This is a genomic window from Nocardiopsis sp. LOL_012 (assembly GCF_048060475.1).
In the GTDB taxonomy this organism is placed as follows: domain Bacteria; phylum Actinomycetota; class Actinomycetes; order Streptosporangiales; family Streptosporangiaceae; genus Nocardiopsis.
The window spans coordinates 25,056-40,350 of sequence record NZ_JBHMIV010000011.1 but is presented as its reverse complement, the minus strand read 5'-3'; the positions used below and the strand labels follow the sequence as shown (position 1 = coordinate 40,350).

General features: G+C 74.0%; 10 protein-coding genes. 4 read left to right on the top strand and 6 right to left on the bottom strand.

Going from position 1 to position 15,295, the window contains the following annotated elements; genetic code table 11:
- The first annotated feature begins 153 nt into the window (after positions 1 to 153).
- The 3 genes from ACFHWE_RS09370 (at position 154) to ACFHWE_RS09360 (ending at position 5,292) form a co-directional block, all read left to right on the top strand.
- Positions 154 to 1,587: a hypothetical protein gene (locus ACFHWE_RS09370; RefSeq protein ID WP_416600316.1), complete on the top strand. Its 1,434-nt coding sequence runs from the start codon at positions 154 to 156 to the stop codon at positions 1,585 to 1,587.
- A gap of 94 nt (positions 1,588 to 1,681) precedes the next feature.
- On the top strand, positions 1,682 to 4,312 hold the full coding sequence (locus tag ACFHWE_RS09365; protein WP_416600315.1) for a molybdopterin-dependent oxidoreductase: 2,631 nt from the start codon (positions 1,682 to 1,684) through the stop codon (positions 4,310 to 4,312).
- Entirely contained in the window at positions 4,309 to 5,292 is a 984-nt protein-coding gene (locus tag ACFHWE_RS09360) for an FAD binding domain-containing protein (RefSeq protein ID WP_416600314.1), read from the top strand. Before ACFHWE_RS09365 ends, ACFHWE_RS09360 begins: the two co-directional genes overlap by 4 nt.
- Positions 5,293 to 5,337: 45 nt before the next feature.
- Here the strand turns inward: ACFHWE_RS09360 and ACFHWE_RS09355 are convergent, their stop codons facing one another.
- The 6 genes from ACFHWE_RS09355 to ddaH form a co-directional block, all read right to left on the bottom strand.
- Complete coding sequence (locus ACFHWE_RS09355; protein WP_416600312.1) at positions 5,338 to 7,557, bottom strand: molybdopterin-dependent oxidoreductase; 2,220 nt, start codon at positions 7,555 to 7,557, stop codon at positions 5,338 to 5,340.
- Positions 7,558 to 7,826: 269 nt separating this feature from the next.
- Positions 7,827 to 8,810 (bottom strand): D-alanine--D-alanine ligase family protein, encoded by a 984-nt coding sequence (locus ACFHWE_RS09350; protein WP_416600310.1) that lies wholly within the window; start codon positions 8,808 to 8,810, stop codon positions 7,827 to 7,829.
- 28 nt (positions 8,811 to 8,838) lie between these two features.
- Positions 8,839 to 10,161, bottom strand: a complete 1,323-nt coding sequence (locus ACFHWE_RS09345) for a PLP-dependent aminotransferase family protein (RefSeq protein WP_416600308.1) — start codon at positions 10,159 to 10,161, stop codon at positions 8,839 to 8,841.
- A 644-nt stretch (positions 10,162 to 10,805) separates the two neighbouring features.
- Positions 10,806 to 12,131, bottom strand: coding sequence for a GAF domain-containing protein (locus tag ACFHWE_RS09340; RefSeq protein WP_416600306.1), 1,326 nt, complete (start codon positions 12,129 to 12,131; stop codon positions 10,806 to 10,808).
- A 230-nt stretch (positions 12,132 to 12,361) separates the two neighbouring features.
- Positions 12,362 to 12,997 (bottom strand): TetR/AcrR family transcriptional regulator, encoded by a 636-nt coding sequence (locus ACFHWE_RS09335; protein ID WP_416600304.1) that lies wholly within the window; start codon positions 12,995 to 12,997, stop codon positions 12,362 to 12,364.
- A gap of 188 nt (positions 12,998 to 13,185) precedes the next feature.
- Positions 13,186 to 14,001 (bottom strand): dimethylargininase, encoded by an 816-nt coding sequence (gene ddaH, locus ACFHWE_RS09330; protein WP_416600302.1) that lies wholly within the window; start codon positions 13,999 to 14,001, stop codon positions 13,186 to 13,188.
- 197 nt (positions 14,002 to 14,198) lie between these two features.
- Here ddaH and ACFHWE_RS09325 point away from each other — a divergent pair, with 197 nt between their 5' ends.
- Positions 14,199 to 15,293, top strand: coding sequence for an alcohol dehydrogenase catalytic domain-containing protein (locus tag ACFHWE_RS09325; RefSeq protein WP_416600300.1), 1,095 nt, complete (start codon positions 14,199 to 14,201; stop codon positions 15,291 to 15,293).
- Positions 15,294 to 15,295 lie beyond the last annotated feature (2 nt).

The window sequence follows — 15,295 nt, the reverse complement described above, 5'->3', positions numbered from 1 at the left end:
CGAAGAATGGCGTAAAGGCTTTTGAGAGGTTTTGTCTCGATCCTTTGTACGCGCGCATTCCGATAAACTGGCCGCACGAAAAACAAGCCCGACCGGTGCTACCACACCGATCGGGCTCTGACCGAAAGACCTGCCAAACCAGGAAGAACGGCTATGCCGAATACTACCGTTCGGCGTGCCCAGAACGCACACCGGCCCGCGCCGGTGGCCGTGCACGCCCCCTCCCCCGCTCTCCGCAAACGCCCCCAGGGCGTGATGAAGGGGATCGGGTTCATCACCGACCTGTGGATCACCGACGCCCTGAAGTCGGGTTTCTTCACCAGTTCGCGCGCCTACACGCTGGCCTCGATCATCGCCGACGCCACCGACCCCGACGGCCGCTGGTGCTTCCTGCGCATCGACACGATCGCGGCGCGCACCTGCGGCGTCCTCAGCACCTCCACCGTCACCCGCGCCATCGCCGAACTGGTCGCGACCGGCCTGGTGCGCCGCCTGTCGCGGGAGCAGGTGCGCGCCTTCTTCGCCGCCGACCTCGCCGCCGGGCGCCGCTGGAGCGACCGCCTGCCCGAGGTACTGGAGCTGCTCATCCCCGCCCGGGAGTTCCCCGAACCCGTGCTGGAGGAGATCAACGCCGTCCGCCGCGACCTGGGCGAGGAGCCGATCACCGAGGCCAACCGTCCCTACCGGCCGGTAGGGACGCCACGTCAATCTGGGGCCACGCCACGTCAATCTGCTGCCGACGCCACGTCAAATCGAGCTGCATACCCCTCCCCCACAGACCCCTGCCCGAAGACCCCCGCTCCGACCTCCGTCCGGAGGCGCCCCGCCGCCGAGCACGCCCCCGCGCCGAGCGGCGGGACGGCCCCTCCCCCGCTCCCGGCGCCGCGCGCCCCGGAGGGCTCGGCGTGGGCACGGGGCCTGGTGGCGCCGGTCCCCGACGGCGCGCTGGGCGACCGGCCCGACGCGGACCGGGCCTTCCTCGCCGCCCGGCTGGACGCCCTGCGCGCGGCCGGGGTGCCCGCCGGGGACCTGGCCGGGGCGGTGCGGGGCTGGGAGTCCGTCGGCCGGCCCTTCCCGGCGCTGCGCGCACGCCTGGCGTCGGCCGATTCGGTGCGGGCGTGGAACCGCCGTGCCCTGGGCGCCGGGGCTCCCCCGCCGCGAACACGCACGTCCCACCCCTTCGGCGGGCTCTCCCTCGACGCGGCGGCGGGGCCGGCCAAGGGCATCCCGGACGCGTTCGCCCTCGGGTTCGACGTGGATGCCCGGGGCAGGGCCCCGCGCACCTGTCCGGACCATCCGAGCCTGTACAACACGCCGGGCGAATCGTGTGTGGTGTGCGGGCGCCGGTGCCGCACGGTGCCCGGCGAGGTCATGGACGAGCCCCGGCCTGTCGCCCCGCCGGGGAAACCCGTGCCAGAGCCCCGGATGCCCAAGTGCGGGGACGAGCGCTGCGTCGGCGACCCGGATTCGGAGCGGTACCGGATGGTCATCGGCTTCGATGCGGTGAGCGGCCGGTTCACCGTGCGGCCCTGCCCCGCCTGCGGCACGCGTTCGGGCACCGGGAAACGCAGCACCTTTACGTCATAGATTCTCATGGAAGCCCCACGGGGCGCGTTGACACCTCCCCCGCCCCCACCTAAGTTGTCAGTGTCAACTTCAATCTTCCGTCAGGAGAGGTCCCATGGACCTGGAAGTCAACGGCTCCCCCACGGCGGCACCCGCCGAGGGGGAGGAGACCGCGGCCGCCTACATACGCGAGCGCCTCGGCCTGACCGGCACCAAGACCGCCTGCGGCACCGGGGTGTGCGGCGCCTGCACGGTCCTGGTCGACGGCTCCCCCACCGTCTCCTGCCTGCTGCCCGTCGACCGCCTCGCCGGACGCTCGGTCACCACCGTGGAGGGCCTGGGCGGCGCCCACCCCGTCCAGCGCGCCTTCGCCGCCCACGACGGTCTCCAGTGCGGCTACTGCACCCCCGGGTTCGTGGTGGAGGCCGCCGCCTTCACCGACGCCTGGCGCGCCGAGCACGGCGACGTCCGGCCCGACCGCGACGCGATCGCCGACGCGCTGGCCGGGCACCTGTGCCGGTGCGGCGCCTACGAGGGGATCTTCGCCGCCGTGGCCGCCGCGTGCGCCGGAGAGTTCGACGACGAGCCCGGGCAGGACCCGCCGCGCGCCGACGCCCTGGACAAGGTCACCGGCCGCGCCCGCTTCACCGTCGACCGCGCGCCGCAGGGCTGCTGGACTGGGGTGATCGTGCGCTCCACCGCCGCCCACGCCCGGGTGCGCTCGGTCGACGCGGGCGGGGCGCGCACGCAGGCGGGTCCGGGCACCGCTCCGGTACTCGTCGACCTGCTGGGGGCCGACCGCACCGTGCGCTACGCGGGCCAGCCGATCGCCGCCGTGGCCGCGCCGACCAAGGCCGAAGCGCGGGCCGCCGCCGAGGCGGTACGCGTGGACTACGAGATGCTGCCCGCCGCCCTGGACCCGGCCACCGCGCTGGAGCCGGACGCCCCCGTGGTCTACCCGACCAGGGCCGAGCGCAGGGCGGCGCCCACCTACGCCGAGGGGGTGGCGCTGCCCTCGTCGTGGAACGGCAACCTGCGGGGCCCGTTCACGCTCGGCTGGCGCGGCGGCACCGCCATGAAGCGGCTGCACGCGGCCCAGCGCACGGGCGACCCCCGCCTGGTCACCCGGGAGTACACCACCTCCGCGCAGCTGCACACCGCGCTGGAGCCGCACGCCTGCGTGGCCGACTGGGACGACGGCCGCCTGACCCTGCACGTGTCCACCCAGGCGGTCAGTGAGACGGCCGACGCGGTCGCCGAACGCTGGGGGCTGCCCCGCGAGCGGGTGCGCGTGGTCACCGAGTACGTGGGCGGCGGGTTCGGCGCCAAGGGGACCGTGTCGACCGAGACCGTGGCCGCGGTGGAGCTGTCCCGGCTGGCGGGGGCACCGGTGCGGGTGGTACTCACCCGCGCCGAGGAGCTGACCGACGCCGGCTACCGGCCGGGCACCCGCACCCGGGTGGCGCTGCTCGCCGACGGGCGCGGCGACCTGGCGGCGATGAGCGTGGACTCCCACGGCTACGGGGGCGTGTCCTACGGGTCGATGACCGCCGTGCTCGCGGCGCTGATGTACGGGCGCACCCCGCGCCGGACCCGCGACTACGACGTGGTCACCCACCACCCGCCGGGCTCGCCGTTCCGCGGCCCGGGCGGACCGCCGATGGCCTTCGCCCTGGAGCAGGCCGTGGACGAGATGGCCGAGCGCCTGGGCGAGGACCCGCTGAGCCTGCGGCGGCGCTGGGACGGCAACACCAGGCGCGCGGCCCTGTACGAGAGGGTGGCCGTCCTGCCGCTGTGGACCGGGCGCCCGCGCGGGGAGCGCACCGGCCGCTTCCGCCGGGGCGTGGGGCTGGCGGCGAGCAACTGGCTGTTCATCGTCAGCCCGCGCTCCCGGGTGGAGCTGGTGGTCTCAGGCGGCGTGATCGTGGTCCGCTCGGCCACCCAGGACATCGGGACGGGCATCCGCACGGTCCTGCGCGACGTGGTCGCCGAGCGGCTGGGCGCGCCCGCGGGCGTGCTGCGGGTGGAGATCGGGGACAGTACGTCGGTGCACGGGGCCGGGGCCACCGGCAGCCGCAGCACCAACTCGATGGGGCCGGCGGCGGCCGAGGCGGCCGACGCGCTGCGCTCGGCGCTGCGCGAGCGCTCGGACCGGGTCCCGGCCCAGGGCCCGGTCCCGGAGATCGCGCTGAAGGAGGCGCTGGCCGCCGCCGAGGGCGTGCGGGTGGTGGGCGGCCGGTCCCTGGACCGCTGGGAGCGGATGTCCTCGCTGCTCGCGGGCGGCGGGGACATGGCGATGGGCCGGGGGCTCATCGGCGGCGTGCACGTCGTGGAGGTGGAGGTCGACACCCTGCTGGGGCGGGTCCACCCGACGCGCTGCTGGGCGGGGATCGCCGCCGGGCGGATCTACGCCGAGCAGCTCGCCCGCAACCAGTGCGAGGGCGCGGTGGTCCAGGGCGTGGGCTACGCGCTGTCCGAGGGGCGGCGCGAGGACCCCGCCACGGGCACGGTGCTGACCGCGAACATGGAGGACTACCGGATCCCGGGCCTGGGGGACGTGCCCGAGACCGAGGTGTACTTCCACGAGGAGGGGTTCGAGCACGTGCCCGGGGGCGGTGTGGGGCTGGGCGAGGTCTCCACCGTCGGCGTGGCCGCGGCGCTGGCCAACGCCGTCCACGACGCCACGGGGTGGCGCCCCACCGCTCTGCCGATCCGTCCGGACCGACTGCTGGAGGGCCTGCGATGACCGTGACGCGACCGAGTGACCTGGAGGGTGCCCTGGCCGCGCTGGCGGAGGGGGGTGCGCTGGCACGCGCCGGGGGCACCGACCTGACGGCCTGCCTGGCCGAGGGGGTACTGCCCCGGGGGCCGGTGGTGGACCTGACGGGGGTCGCGCCGATGGGCGGGACCGACTGGCGGGGCGACGGTTCGGTGCGGGTGGGTGCGCTCACCACCGTCGCCGAACTGGCCGGTGACGCGCGGCTGGCCGAGTCCTATCCGGCGCTGGCGCGCACGGCGGGCGCCCTGGCCACACCGCAGGTGCGGGGCACCGCCACGCTGGGCGGCAACCTGTTGCAGCGCAACCGGTGCTGGTACCTGCGCAACCCGGCCTTCGACTGCCACCAGAGCGGCGGCTCCTCGTGCCCGGCCCGGACCGGGGACCACCTGTACGGGGTGGTGGTGGACCAGGGGCCGTGCGTGGCGCCGCACCCGTCGTCGCTGGCCGCCGCGCTGCTGGCCTACGACGCCTCGATCGAGGTGGCCGGGGCGGGGTCCACCCGTTCCGTGCCTGTGGCGGAGCTGTACGAGGGCACCGACCCCACCCGCGACCACGTGCTGGGGCCGGCGGAGGTGGCGGTGTCGGTAACGCTGCCCGCTCCGGCGCCCGGTGAGCGGGGCGCCTACCTGCGAGCCACGGGGCGCTCGCGGGCCGAGTGGCCGCTGGTGGAGGTGGCGGTGCGCCTGGTCTGCGAGGACGGGGGGCTGGTGGCCTCGGCGGCGGTGGCGGTGGGCGGTGTGGCCCGGACGCCGCTGCGGCTGCCGGAGGTGGAGTCCGCGCTGGCGGGATCGGTGCCGGGCGGCGCGCTGTCCCCCGCCGTGGCGGCGGCCCTGGAGGGACTGGCGGACCTGTGCTCGCCGCTGCCGGGGACCCGGTACAAGGTGGGGCTGCTGTCCTCGACCGTCCGGGCGGGGCTGCTACGGGCGCTGGGGTCCGAGGAGGGGTGAGCCCGGGGCGGGCGGGGTGGCGCCCCCGCCCGCCCCGGGCCCGTCTCAGTGCGAGGGCAGGACCTCGACGGGGACGCCGTTGAGGACGGCGTTGCCGGAGAGCGGATCGACTTGGGAGGGGTCGATCACGGCGTTGACGTTGACCCCCGGGTTGCTCGCCGCGGCGGACAGCCGGGTCTCGGGATCGGTGTGGCCCCAGCCGTGGGGCAGGCTCACCACCCCGGCCATGACGGTGTCGGTGCACTCCACCGGGGCCGTCACCTCGCCGTAGTCGGTGCGCAGCGTGGCGTTGCCGCCGTCGGCCAGGCCCAGGCGGTCGGCGTCGCCGGGGTGGACGTGCAGCGTGCACGTGTTGGTGCCGCCGGTGAGACGGGGGACGTTGTGGCCCCAGCTGTTGTTGGAGCGCAGGTGGCGCCGCCCCACCAACACCAGGGAGTCGCGGCGCTCGGGCAGGGCCTCGCGCAGCCGCGCGGTGTCGTCGGCGAGGGGCTGGGGGCAGACCTGGACGCGGCCGGTGGCGGTGGACAGCAGTTCGGGCAGGCGGGGGCGGAGCGGCCCGAGGTCGATGCCGTGGGGCGCATCCAGCAGCGACTGGAGGGTGAGGCCGTCGGGATCGGCGCCGAACCCCTCGCCGTAGGCGCCCAGGCGCAGCATCAGGTCCACTCGGCGCTCCGGGCCGGTGCCCGGGTACAGAGCGGCGGCCAGCTCCTCGGGGTCGCGCCCGTGCACGGGCGAGCCGGGGTCGGCCACGGCGCGGGTGAGGACGCGGGAGATCTCCGCCTCGTCCACGGCCTCGGGGTCGGCCTCGTGCCCCCGGCCGGAGGCGATCTGGACGAGCTTGCGCAGGATGAGGGCCTCTTCGGCCTCGCCCTCGCCCAGGGGCAGCACGGGCCGCGAGTAGCGGACGGTGTTGCGCACGGACAGGTTGCCGAAGGAGATGTCGAAGTGGGGGGTGCGGCTCGGCGGGGCGGGCGGCAGGATCACGTGCGCGTGGCGCGTGGTCTCGTTGAGGTAGGGGTCGACGCTGACCATGAACTCCAGGCCGGACAGCTCGCGGGCGAGGCGGTCGCCGCCGGGGACGGACAGCACCGGGTTGCCCGCGACGGTGAGCAGGGCGCGCACCTGGCCGGGGCCGGGGGTGGCGATCTCGTCCACCAGCGTCACCGAGGGGAGTTCGCCCTTGGCCTCGGCCAGTCCGCGGACGCGGCTGCGGTGGCGGCCCAGGACGAAGGGGCGGCTGCGGCCGCGGCCCGCCGGACGGTGGGCGCCCTGGGCGAACATCGCGCCGCCCGGCCGGTCCAGGTTGCCGGTAATGAGGTTGAGCACGTCCACCAGCCAGCTGGTGAGGGTGCCGAACTCGGCGGTCGTGGTGCCCATGCGCCCGTACACGGCGGCGGTGGGGGCCTGGGCCAGGTCGCGGGCGAGGGCGCGGATGCGGTCGGCGCCGATACCGCACACGTCCGCCACGGTCTCGGCCGGGAAGTCCTTGGCCAGGGTGCACACCTCCTCCAGGCCGTCGGTGTGCTCGGCGAGCGCTCCGGGGTCGGCGAGGCCCTCGGAGAAGAGGGTGTCGACCATGGCGAAGAGCAGGTAGGCGTCGGTGCCGGGGCGTACGGCGACGTGCTCGTCGGCCCGGTCGGCGGTGCGGGTGCGGCGGGGGTCGACCACGACGAGGCGGCCGCCGCGGGCGCGCAGGGCCTTGAGGCGGCCGGGGAAGTCGGGGGCGGTGCACAGGCTGCCGTTGGACTCCAGCGGGTTGGCGCCGAGCATGAGGAGGTGGTCGGTGCGGTCCAGGTCCGGGACGGGGATGGTGAAGGGGTCGCCGAACATCAGCCCGCAGGAGACGTGTTTGGGCATCTGGTCGACAGTGCTGGCGGTGTAGACGTGCTTGCTGCCCAGGGCGCGGGCGAGCAGCCCCTGGTAGAGCTGTCCGGCCAGGGTGTGCACGTTGGGGTTGCCGTTGTAGGCGGCGACCGCCTCGCGGCCGTGGCGGTCGATGACGCCGTTGAGTCCGGCGTCGACGGCGGCGAAGGCCTCGGGCCAGTCGACCTCGCGCCACCGGCTCCCCTCGCGGACCATGGGGCGGCGCAGCCGGTCGGGGTCGTTGTCCAGGGCGGGCAGGGTGGCGCCCTTGGGGCAGACGAACCCGGCGCTGAACACGTCGTCGCGGTCGCCGCGGGCCGCCGTGAGCCTGCCGTCGTCGATGGTCAGGGTCAGGCCGCACGTGGCCTCGCAGAGGGGACAGATGCGCAGCGCCGTTTCCATGGGGGTCCTCACTCGCATACCGAACGGTCGGTTTGATGGTGACCCTACGCCTCCCCCCGGGTCCGTGTACAGGCGGGGTTGCCCAGAGAGGAGGTTCGGGGGCCGGCCGGGCACGAGCCCCCACTCGCACGTCGCCACGGATCGCCGAGGACCCGGAAGGCGGTACCCGCGTGTGCGCGCGGGTACCGGCGTACCCGTCCCGACCGGGCTTGGTCGGGACGACGGCCCCGCCGGTGCCGCCCCGACGGGCGCCGGCGGGTCAGCGCGTCTCAGCAGCCGCGGGTGAAGGCCTGGTGGGCGAGTTCGCGGCAGACGAGCGCGAAGTCCAGCCCGGCGGCGGCCGCGGCCATGGGGAAGGTGGAGGTCTCGGTCAGGCCCGGGGTGACGTTGGCCTCCAGGAAGACGACCCGGCCGTCCTCGGCGACGATGAGGTCGGTGCGCGAGAGGTCGCGCAGCCCCAGCACCCGGTGGGCGGTCAGGGCGGCCTCGGTGGCCTGGGCCAGGACCGCCTCGTCCAGGCGGGCCGGGCAGAAGAACTCGGTGCGCCCGGCGGTGTAGCGCGCCGCGTAGTCGTAGACGCCGCCGTCGGGCACGATCTCCACCGGCGGCAGCGCGACGGGGCCGGCGCCGGTGTCCAGGACGCCCACGGCCAGTTCGGTGCCGCGGACCCGCTCCTCGATGAGCGCGGAGTCGCTGTAGCCCAGGCACGACATCAGGGCCGACGACAGCTCGGGCATCGAGGTGACGGGGGCGGCGCCGAACGCCGAGCCGCCCCGGTCGGGCTTGACGAACAGGGGCAGGCCCAGGCGGTCGACGGTCCGCTCCAGCAGCGCCGGGGCGCCCAGGTCGTGGAAGGCCGACTTGGGCAGGGTGGTGCCGCGCGGGACGGCCACGCCCTCGGCGGCCAGCAGCGCCTTGGCGGTGGGCTTGGCGTAGGTGAGGCGGCAGGCGTCGGGGCGGGCGCCCACGTAGGGCACCCCCACCAGTTCCAGGACCTCGCGGATCGCGCCGTCCTCGCCGGCCGCTCCGTGCAGGGCGGGGAAGACCACCTGGGGCGGGTCCTCGGCCAGCCGCTCCAGCAGGGCGGAGTCGACGTCGGCGACCTGGACCTCCACGTCCATACGGCGCAGGGCCTCGGCGACGCTGCGCCCGGACTGGACGCTGACCTCGTGTTCGGGGGACAGCCCCCCGGCCAGGACGAGAACCCGGTCAAGGTCTGCCACGGCGCGGACCTCCTTCTGTGCTGCGTTCATGGTGTCGGCTTCCCTGACGGGCGGGGTGTCAGGACAGGTCGGGGGCGGGGGCCTGGCTGCCCGCGGTGGGCGGGACCAGGGTGGAGCCGAACGTATCACGCAGGTCGAGTTCGTTCTCGACGACTCCGGACAGGCGCCGCACGCCCTCGCGGATCTCCTCGGGGGTGGGGAAGCAGAAGCTCAGCCGCATGTCGGAGCGGCCGCGGTCGTCGGCGTAGAAGCCGGTGCCGGGGACGTAGGCGACCCGCTCGGCGAGCGCGCGGGGCTGCATGGCCTTGACGTCGATGCCCTCGGGCATGGTGGCCCACACGAAGAAGCCGCCCTGGGGGCGGGTCCACGTGCACCCCTGGGGCATCATCGCCTCCAGGGCGCCGAGCATGGCGTCGCGGCGTTCGCCGTACATGGCGTTGAAGACCTTGATCTGCTCGCGCCAGGGGAAGGTCTTCAGGTACCGGCGGACGACGAGCTGGTTGAACATGGAGTGGCTGAGCATCGCCGACTCGGCGGCCAGGACGAGTTTGGCGCGTACGGGCGCCGGGGCCAGGGCCCAGCCGATGCGCAGGCCCGGGGACAGGGTCTTGGACAGCGAGCCGAGGTAGATGACGTTGCCGGAGCCCTGCGAGTACAGGGTGGCCTCGGCCTCGCCCTCGTAGCGCAGCAGCCCGTAGGGGTTGTCCTCGACGATGAGCACGTCGTGGCGCTCGCAGACCTCGATGACGCGGGCGCGCCGCTGCCCGCTCATGGTGATGCCGCCGGGGTTGTGGAAGTTGGGGACGGTGTAGAAGAACTTGACGCGGCGGCCCTCGCGCTCGGCGCGGGTGAGCGCCTCGTCGAGCTCCTCGGGCACCACGCCCTGGTCGTCCATGCTCACGTGCCGGATGTCGGCCTGGAAGGCGGCGAAGGTGTTGATGGCGGTGACGTAGGTGGGGCCCTCGCACAGGACGACGTCACCCGGGTCGACGAAGACCCGGGTGATGAGGTCGAGCGCCTGCTGGGAGCCGACGGTGACGATGACGTCGTCGGGGCTGGCGTCGACCCCCTCCTGCGTCATGTAGTCGCACAAGAGTTCGCGCAGGACGGGATCGCCCTGCGCGGAGCCGTACTGGAGGGCGGTGGGGCCCTCCTCGGCGACGACGTCGCGGATGAGTTCGCCGATCTGGTCGAGCGGGAGCGCGCCGACGTTGGGCATGCCCCCCGCCAGGGAGACGACCTCGGGGCGGGAGGCCACGGCGAACAGTGCCCGGACCTCGGAGGCGACCATGCCCTGTGCTCGGTGTGCGTAGCGGCCGACGTAGGGGTCGATGCGCGAGCCCTGTCGGCCGGGCTGCTGCTCTCGGTGGTCAGCGGACACGATCCACCTCCGGGTGAAGGACGGTCTGTCGGGCGGTGCACGGTGCGAAGGAAGCAGACCCGTCGCGGTCCTGGGTTCGACGCCGTACACGACCTCCTGGTTCACAGGGGAGCGGCGGTGCGGTGCCGGGACGTCCCTCTGCGGGGTCGGCCGGACCGTGGGCGAACACGGTTCGGTAAATGGAGTGAGTGTAGCCGAGTGCGGTGGAAGCCGTACAGCCGTTCTGTGTCTTCGTGCTGTTCACCACGCCCGTACGGGCCGCCGCGTCCGTCACCCCCCGTGCGCGGCCCGGTCCGGAGGGGATACCCGCGGGGGCGCCCTCGACTCACCCGCGATGGCGGAAGCATCACGGATTCTTTCCCACGCAGTGCCCGGAGCGCACGGCGGTGCGCCCCGGGGACGGACCCCGGAGCGCACCGCGGGCCGACGGCCGCAGAGATCTCCCCCGCTCTGGACCGCCCGGGGCCCGGCGGCGCGCTCTCCCCTCCCTCGGTTCCCCTCTTGACGCCGAGAGTTCATGAGCGCGGCCATCGCCGAAGCGTCGGCACCGGGCCCTCTCCCGATCCGGTGCCGCCCCCCGCTCCGGCCTGCCGGGCCGTGCACGAGCAGTCCACACCATGGGACCGGCGGCGGCAACGGTTGCACTAGGTTGCGCACAGGTCACCGAGAGGGAGAGCCCCGGTGTGCTCGGGGATCCGCGCGCGCAGCGCCCGCACTCCGGGGGCGAGGGAGGCGGGCAGGAGGTCGGCGGCCTCCCTCGGCCACTCGACACCCACCCGGACCTCCTCGCTGAACCGGTAGGGGCGGTTGCACAGGACCCCGCCCAGGTGTTTGCGCAGGCGGGAGAGTTCGGCGCGCACCGTCACCACGCTGCCCTCCGTTCCGAAGACGTCCTGGGACAGCTCCGCCGCCGTGCGCCCCTCCCTGGCGGCGGCCAGGAGCAGGAGGAGTTCGGCGTGACGGGGGGTGGGCCGGTGCGACCACTCCCCCGCGGGCCCCGAGACCCTGACCACGGGCTCGGCGGCGCGGGACAGGTCCAGGGTGAGGCTAGTGGCGCCTCCGTCCTCGCCCGAGGAGCGCAGCCGCACGAGCCAGCCGCCGGGCAGGGGCTCCAGCACGCACCGGCCCAGTTCCGGGATCCAGACGGTGCCGGGTTCGGCCCTCTCCGGCAGCGCGATGCGGCGCACGGACCCGGTCCGCACCGCGGCGGCCGTCCACCCGGCGGAGTCCACGACCAGGGAGGGCTCTCCCAGCTTCGCCAGCAGGGGGGCCGCCACCGAGCGCAGCCGCTCCAGGTGGACGTGGTGCACGCTCTGCAGGTGCGCCTCGGCGAGGCGAGCGACAGCCGAGACCAGGGCCAGGGTGGAGGGGTGGATGGTGGTGACCGGTCCGGTGGCGTCGATGGCGCCGAGCAGGCGGCCGTCACGGGGGTCGCGGATGGGTGCGCAGGCGCAGGTGAGGAGGTGCAGGCTCCGCAGGTAGTGCTCGGCCGAGTACACCTGGACCGGCCGCCCCACGGCTAGGGCCGTGCCGATGGCGTTGGTGCCGGTGCTGCGCTCGTTCCAGAAGGCGCCCTCCACGAGCCCGACGCGGTCGCAGATCTGGCGCGGGCGCCGCGCGCCCTCCCGCCACAGCACCTGGCCCGCCGCGTCGGTGACGACCATGATGTGCTCGGCCTGTTCGGCCACCGGCAGCAGCGAGTGGCGGATGAGCGGGAGCACCCCGGCCAGAGGGGAGGACGCCCTGAGCCGGTACAGCTCGTCGGGGGCGACCATGCGGGGGGCGGGGAGGCGGTCGGGGTCGATTCCGCTGCGCCGTGTCCGCTGCCAGGAGTCCTCGATGACCGGACGCGGCGGGGCGGGCACCGATCGGCCGCTGAGCGACGCCTCGTGGATACGGAGCAGCAGTCTGGCGTGCTCTCGGGCGTCGGCCCCGGCGGGAAGGGCCGTGTCCAGGGAGGAAAACGACATGTGAACCCCAGTGTTCATCTGCGTTGCGGAGTGCACCAGTGTCCAGCGTGCCGCCCCGGTTCCGGAGGCGGAACGGGGAAAGGCACACGGTTCAGACGTCGATTGGGGTCGATGCCGCCGTTGTGTTCGCTTCACTGCCACGAAGCCGCCGGAAAACGCCGGGCCTCGTTCCGTTCCACGGCGGGCACCGGCGGTGCGCCGCGGCGCTCCCTGTGAGCGGGTGGGGGCGGTCAGCCGGCGGCCACCGTCTTCCGGGAGCGCAGGTGGGAGCGGGTGAGTTCGGTGACGATGCCGGCGATGGACTCGGGGCTCTCCTCCGGATGCTCCAGGAGCCAGTCGGCGTAGGCGTCGGCGGTGCTGACCGCGATGCGCGCCAGCAGCCGGGCGTCCTTGTCCTCCAGGCGGCAACCGGCTCCGCCGTCGGCGCGGGTGTACTCGGCGACCAGGTCGGCGACCTCGGCGAGCACCCGCTCGCGGGAGCGGTCGGCCTCGCGGGCGAGCGGGCCGGTCTGGGACGAGGCGCGGCGGTAGAGCACCGTCCAACTGTCGCGGTTGGCGGTGACGAAGACGAAGAAGGCCCGCATGCCCCGGAGGAGGGGGTCCTCCCCGGCGGGGGCCGCGGGGTCGCGGACCGCGCCGCGGATCGCATCGACGAGCCGGTCGGTCTCGCGGCGCACACACGCGACGAAGACGCCCTCCTTCGAACCCAGGTAGTGGTACACGGTGGGTTTGGAGCTCCCTGCGGCCTCGGCGATCTCCTCCACCCGCACGGAGTGGTAGTCCCCTCTGGAGAAGGCCGCGACGGCGGCGTCGATCATCTGCTGCTCCCGGACATGGCGCGGGAGCCGACGGTGTTTAGTGTTCACTTTTCCCAGCTTATGACCGCTACGAGACCCGCCTATCGGGACGAAGGCCCTGAAGCGGACGGACGGACCGGGCCTGAGCTGTGACCACCTGTGGGTTCACGCTGACCTAAAGTGTCATTTCCCACATCCATGCCACTACGGAGCCAGATTATCGAACACGAGTTCGCATGAAATATGGCCGGATCCGGTCACAGGCCGCGTAGTTCCAGGGTGCAGCACTTGGCCCCTCCCCCGGCCTTGCGCAGCTCGTCCAGCTCCACCGGGTGGACCGTGTAGCCGAGTCCGCGCAGGCGGCGGATGAGCGCGGTGGCCTCCGCGGCGATCACGACGTTGCGGCCGTCGCTCACCGCGTTGAGGCCGAGCACCGCGGCGTCCTCCTCCGTGGCCAGGAGGGCGTCGGGGTACAGGGAGCGCAGAACCCTGCGGCTGCCCTCGGAGAAGGCGCCGGGGTAGTAGGCCACCCGTCCCCCCGAGAGCGCGAACAGCGCGGTGTCCAGGTGGTAGAAGCGCGGGTCGGTCAACTGGAGTGTGACCACGGGGCGGCCCAGGAAGCGCTCCGCCTCCTGGTGGGCGGCGGCCTCGGTGCGGAAGCCCGTGGCGGCCAGCACCACGTCGTCGAGGACGGTGAAGTCGCCCTCGCCCTCGTTGACGTACTTGGGGTCGTGGGTCTCGGCCGGGCCCCGGGCGCGGAACCAGTCGAGGTAGGCGGGCCCCTCGGGGGTGCGTTCGGCGCTGGCGAACCGCGCCCCGTAGACCCGGCCGTCCACGGTCAGGGCGCCGTTGGCCGCGAAGACCATGTCGGGCAGGCCCTCGATGGGTTCGATCAGGCTCACCCGGTGGCCCAGCTCCAGGTAGAGGGCGCGCAGGGCCTCCCACTGGGCGATCGCCCGGCCGCGGTCGACACTCGCGCCGGGGTCCATCCACGGGTTGATGGCGTACTCGACGGCGAAGTGGGTGGGCCGGCACATCAGGTAGTGCCGCCGCCCGGGTGCGTGTGGCGCCATGGGACCTCCCGCTCGGGTGCTCCGCGCGCGGGGCGGACCTGCGCACGGAGGTGAGTGCAAGGGAGATACCCAGGTCAGGCCGGTTCCAAGAGGAGGAATCGATAAAGCGGGTCGGTGGGGGCGACCGGGACGCCCCACGTTCCGACCGACCGGACGGTATTGCTAGTGTCACCACAGCCCGTGATTGGAGATCCTGCATGAGTACGACCGTCAAGGCCGCCGTCTTCACCGAGACCGGCACCCCTCCTCAGATCCGTGACCTGGTGCTCCCCGACCCCGGCCCCGGTCAGGTACGCGTGCGCATCGCCGCGGCCGGGGTGTGCCACTCCGACCTCTCCCTGTCCAACGGCACCCTGGCCCAGCCCTGGCCCGCGGTCCTGGGCCACGAGGCCGCCGGAACCGTCGACGCGGTCGGCGAAGGTGTGACCTCCGTGACCCCCGGCCAGCAGGTGGTCCTCAACTGGGCGCCGCCCTGCCGTGACTGCTGGTTCTGCGAGCAGGGTGAGCCGCACCTGTGCAAGCACTCCATGGACCGCACGGCCGTTCCCTACGCGCAACTGCCCGACGGCACGCCCGTCTACCCCGGCCTGAGCACCGGCGCCTTCGCCGAGGCCACCGTCGTCCCCGAGCGCGCCCTCATCCCGATGCCCGAGGGGATCGACCCCGCCATGGCCTCGGTGCTGGGCTGCGCCGTCCTCACCGGGTGGGGCGCCGTCAACAACGCCGCCGCCGTACGCGAGGGCCAGTCCGTGCTGGTCCTGGGCCTGGGCGGCGTGGGTCTGTCGGTGCTGCAGTCCGCTCGGCTGGCCGGGGCGAACCCGCTGATCGCCGTGGACACCTCCCCCGACAAGGAGGAGCTGGCCCGCTCCCTGGGCGCCACCGACTTCCTGCTCTCCGACTCCACGCTGAAGAAGGCCGTGCGCGGCCTGACCGGCGGCCGGGGCGCCGACCACGCCTTCGAGGTCGTCGGCAAGGGCGCCGTGGTGCGCTCGGCCTGGGACGCCTCCCGGCGCGGCGGGCAGATCACCGTCGTGGGGGTCGGCGCGATGGACGACGAGGTGCGGTTCAACGCCCTGGAGCTGTTCCACCAGAGCCGCACGATCCGCGGCTGCGTGTACGGCTCCAGCGACCCGGCGCAGGACGTGCCGGTCCTGGCGGACCTGGCGCGCAAGGGCGAGCTCGACCTGGCGACGATGATCACCGACGAGATCACCCTGGAGGACGTGCCCGACGCCTTCGAGCGCATGCGCCAGGGCAAGGGCGGCCGGTCGCTGGTGCGCTTCGACACCTGAGG

What these genes read in the sequence shown, in the direction of transcription:
- ACFHWE_RS09370 (WP_416600316.1), top strand. Translation starts at nt 154, where the DNA reads ATGCCGAATACTACCGTTCGGCGTGCCCAGAACGCACACCGGCCCGCG.
- ACFHWE_RS09365 (WP_416600315.1), top strand. Translation starts at nt 1,682, where the DNA reads ATGGACCTGGAAGTCAACGGCTCCCCCACGGCGGCACCCGCCGAGGGG.
- ACFHWE_RS09360 (WP_416600314.1), top strand. Translation starts at nt 4,309, where the DNA reads ATGACCGTGACGCGACCGAGTGACCTGGAGGGTGCCCTGGCCGCGCTG.
- ACFHWE_RS09355 (WP_416600312.1), bottom strand. Translation starts at nt 7,557, where the DNA reads ATGGAAACGGCGCTGCGCATCTGTCCCCTCTGCGAGGCCACGTGCGGC.
- ACFHWE_RS09350 (WP_416600310.1), bottom strand. Translation starts at nt 8,810, where the DNA reads ATGAACGCAGCACAGAAGGAGGTCCGCGCCGTGGCAGACCTTGACCGG.
- ACFHWE_RS09340 (WP_416600306.1), bottom strand. Translation starts at nt 12,131, where the DNA reads ATGTCGTTTTCCTCCCTGGACACGGCCCTTCCCGCCGGGGCCGACGCC.
- ddaH (WP_416600302.1), bottom strand. Translation starts at nt 14,001, where the DNA reads ATGGCGCCACACGCACCCGGGCGGCGGCACTACCTGATGTGCCGGCCC.
- ACFHWE_RS09325 (WP_416600300.1), top strand. Translation starts at nt 14,199, where the DNA reads ATGAGTACGACCGTCAAGGCCGCCGTCTTCACCGAGACCGGCACCCCT.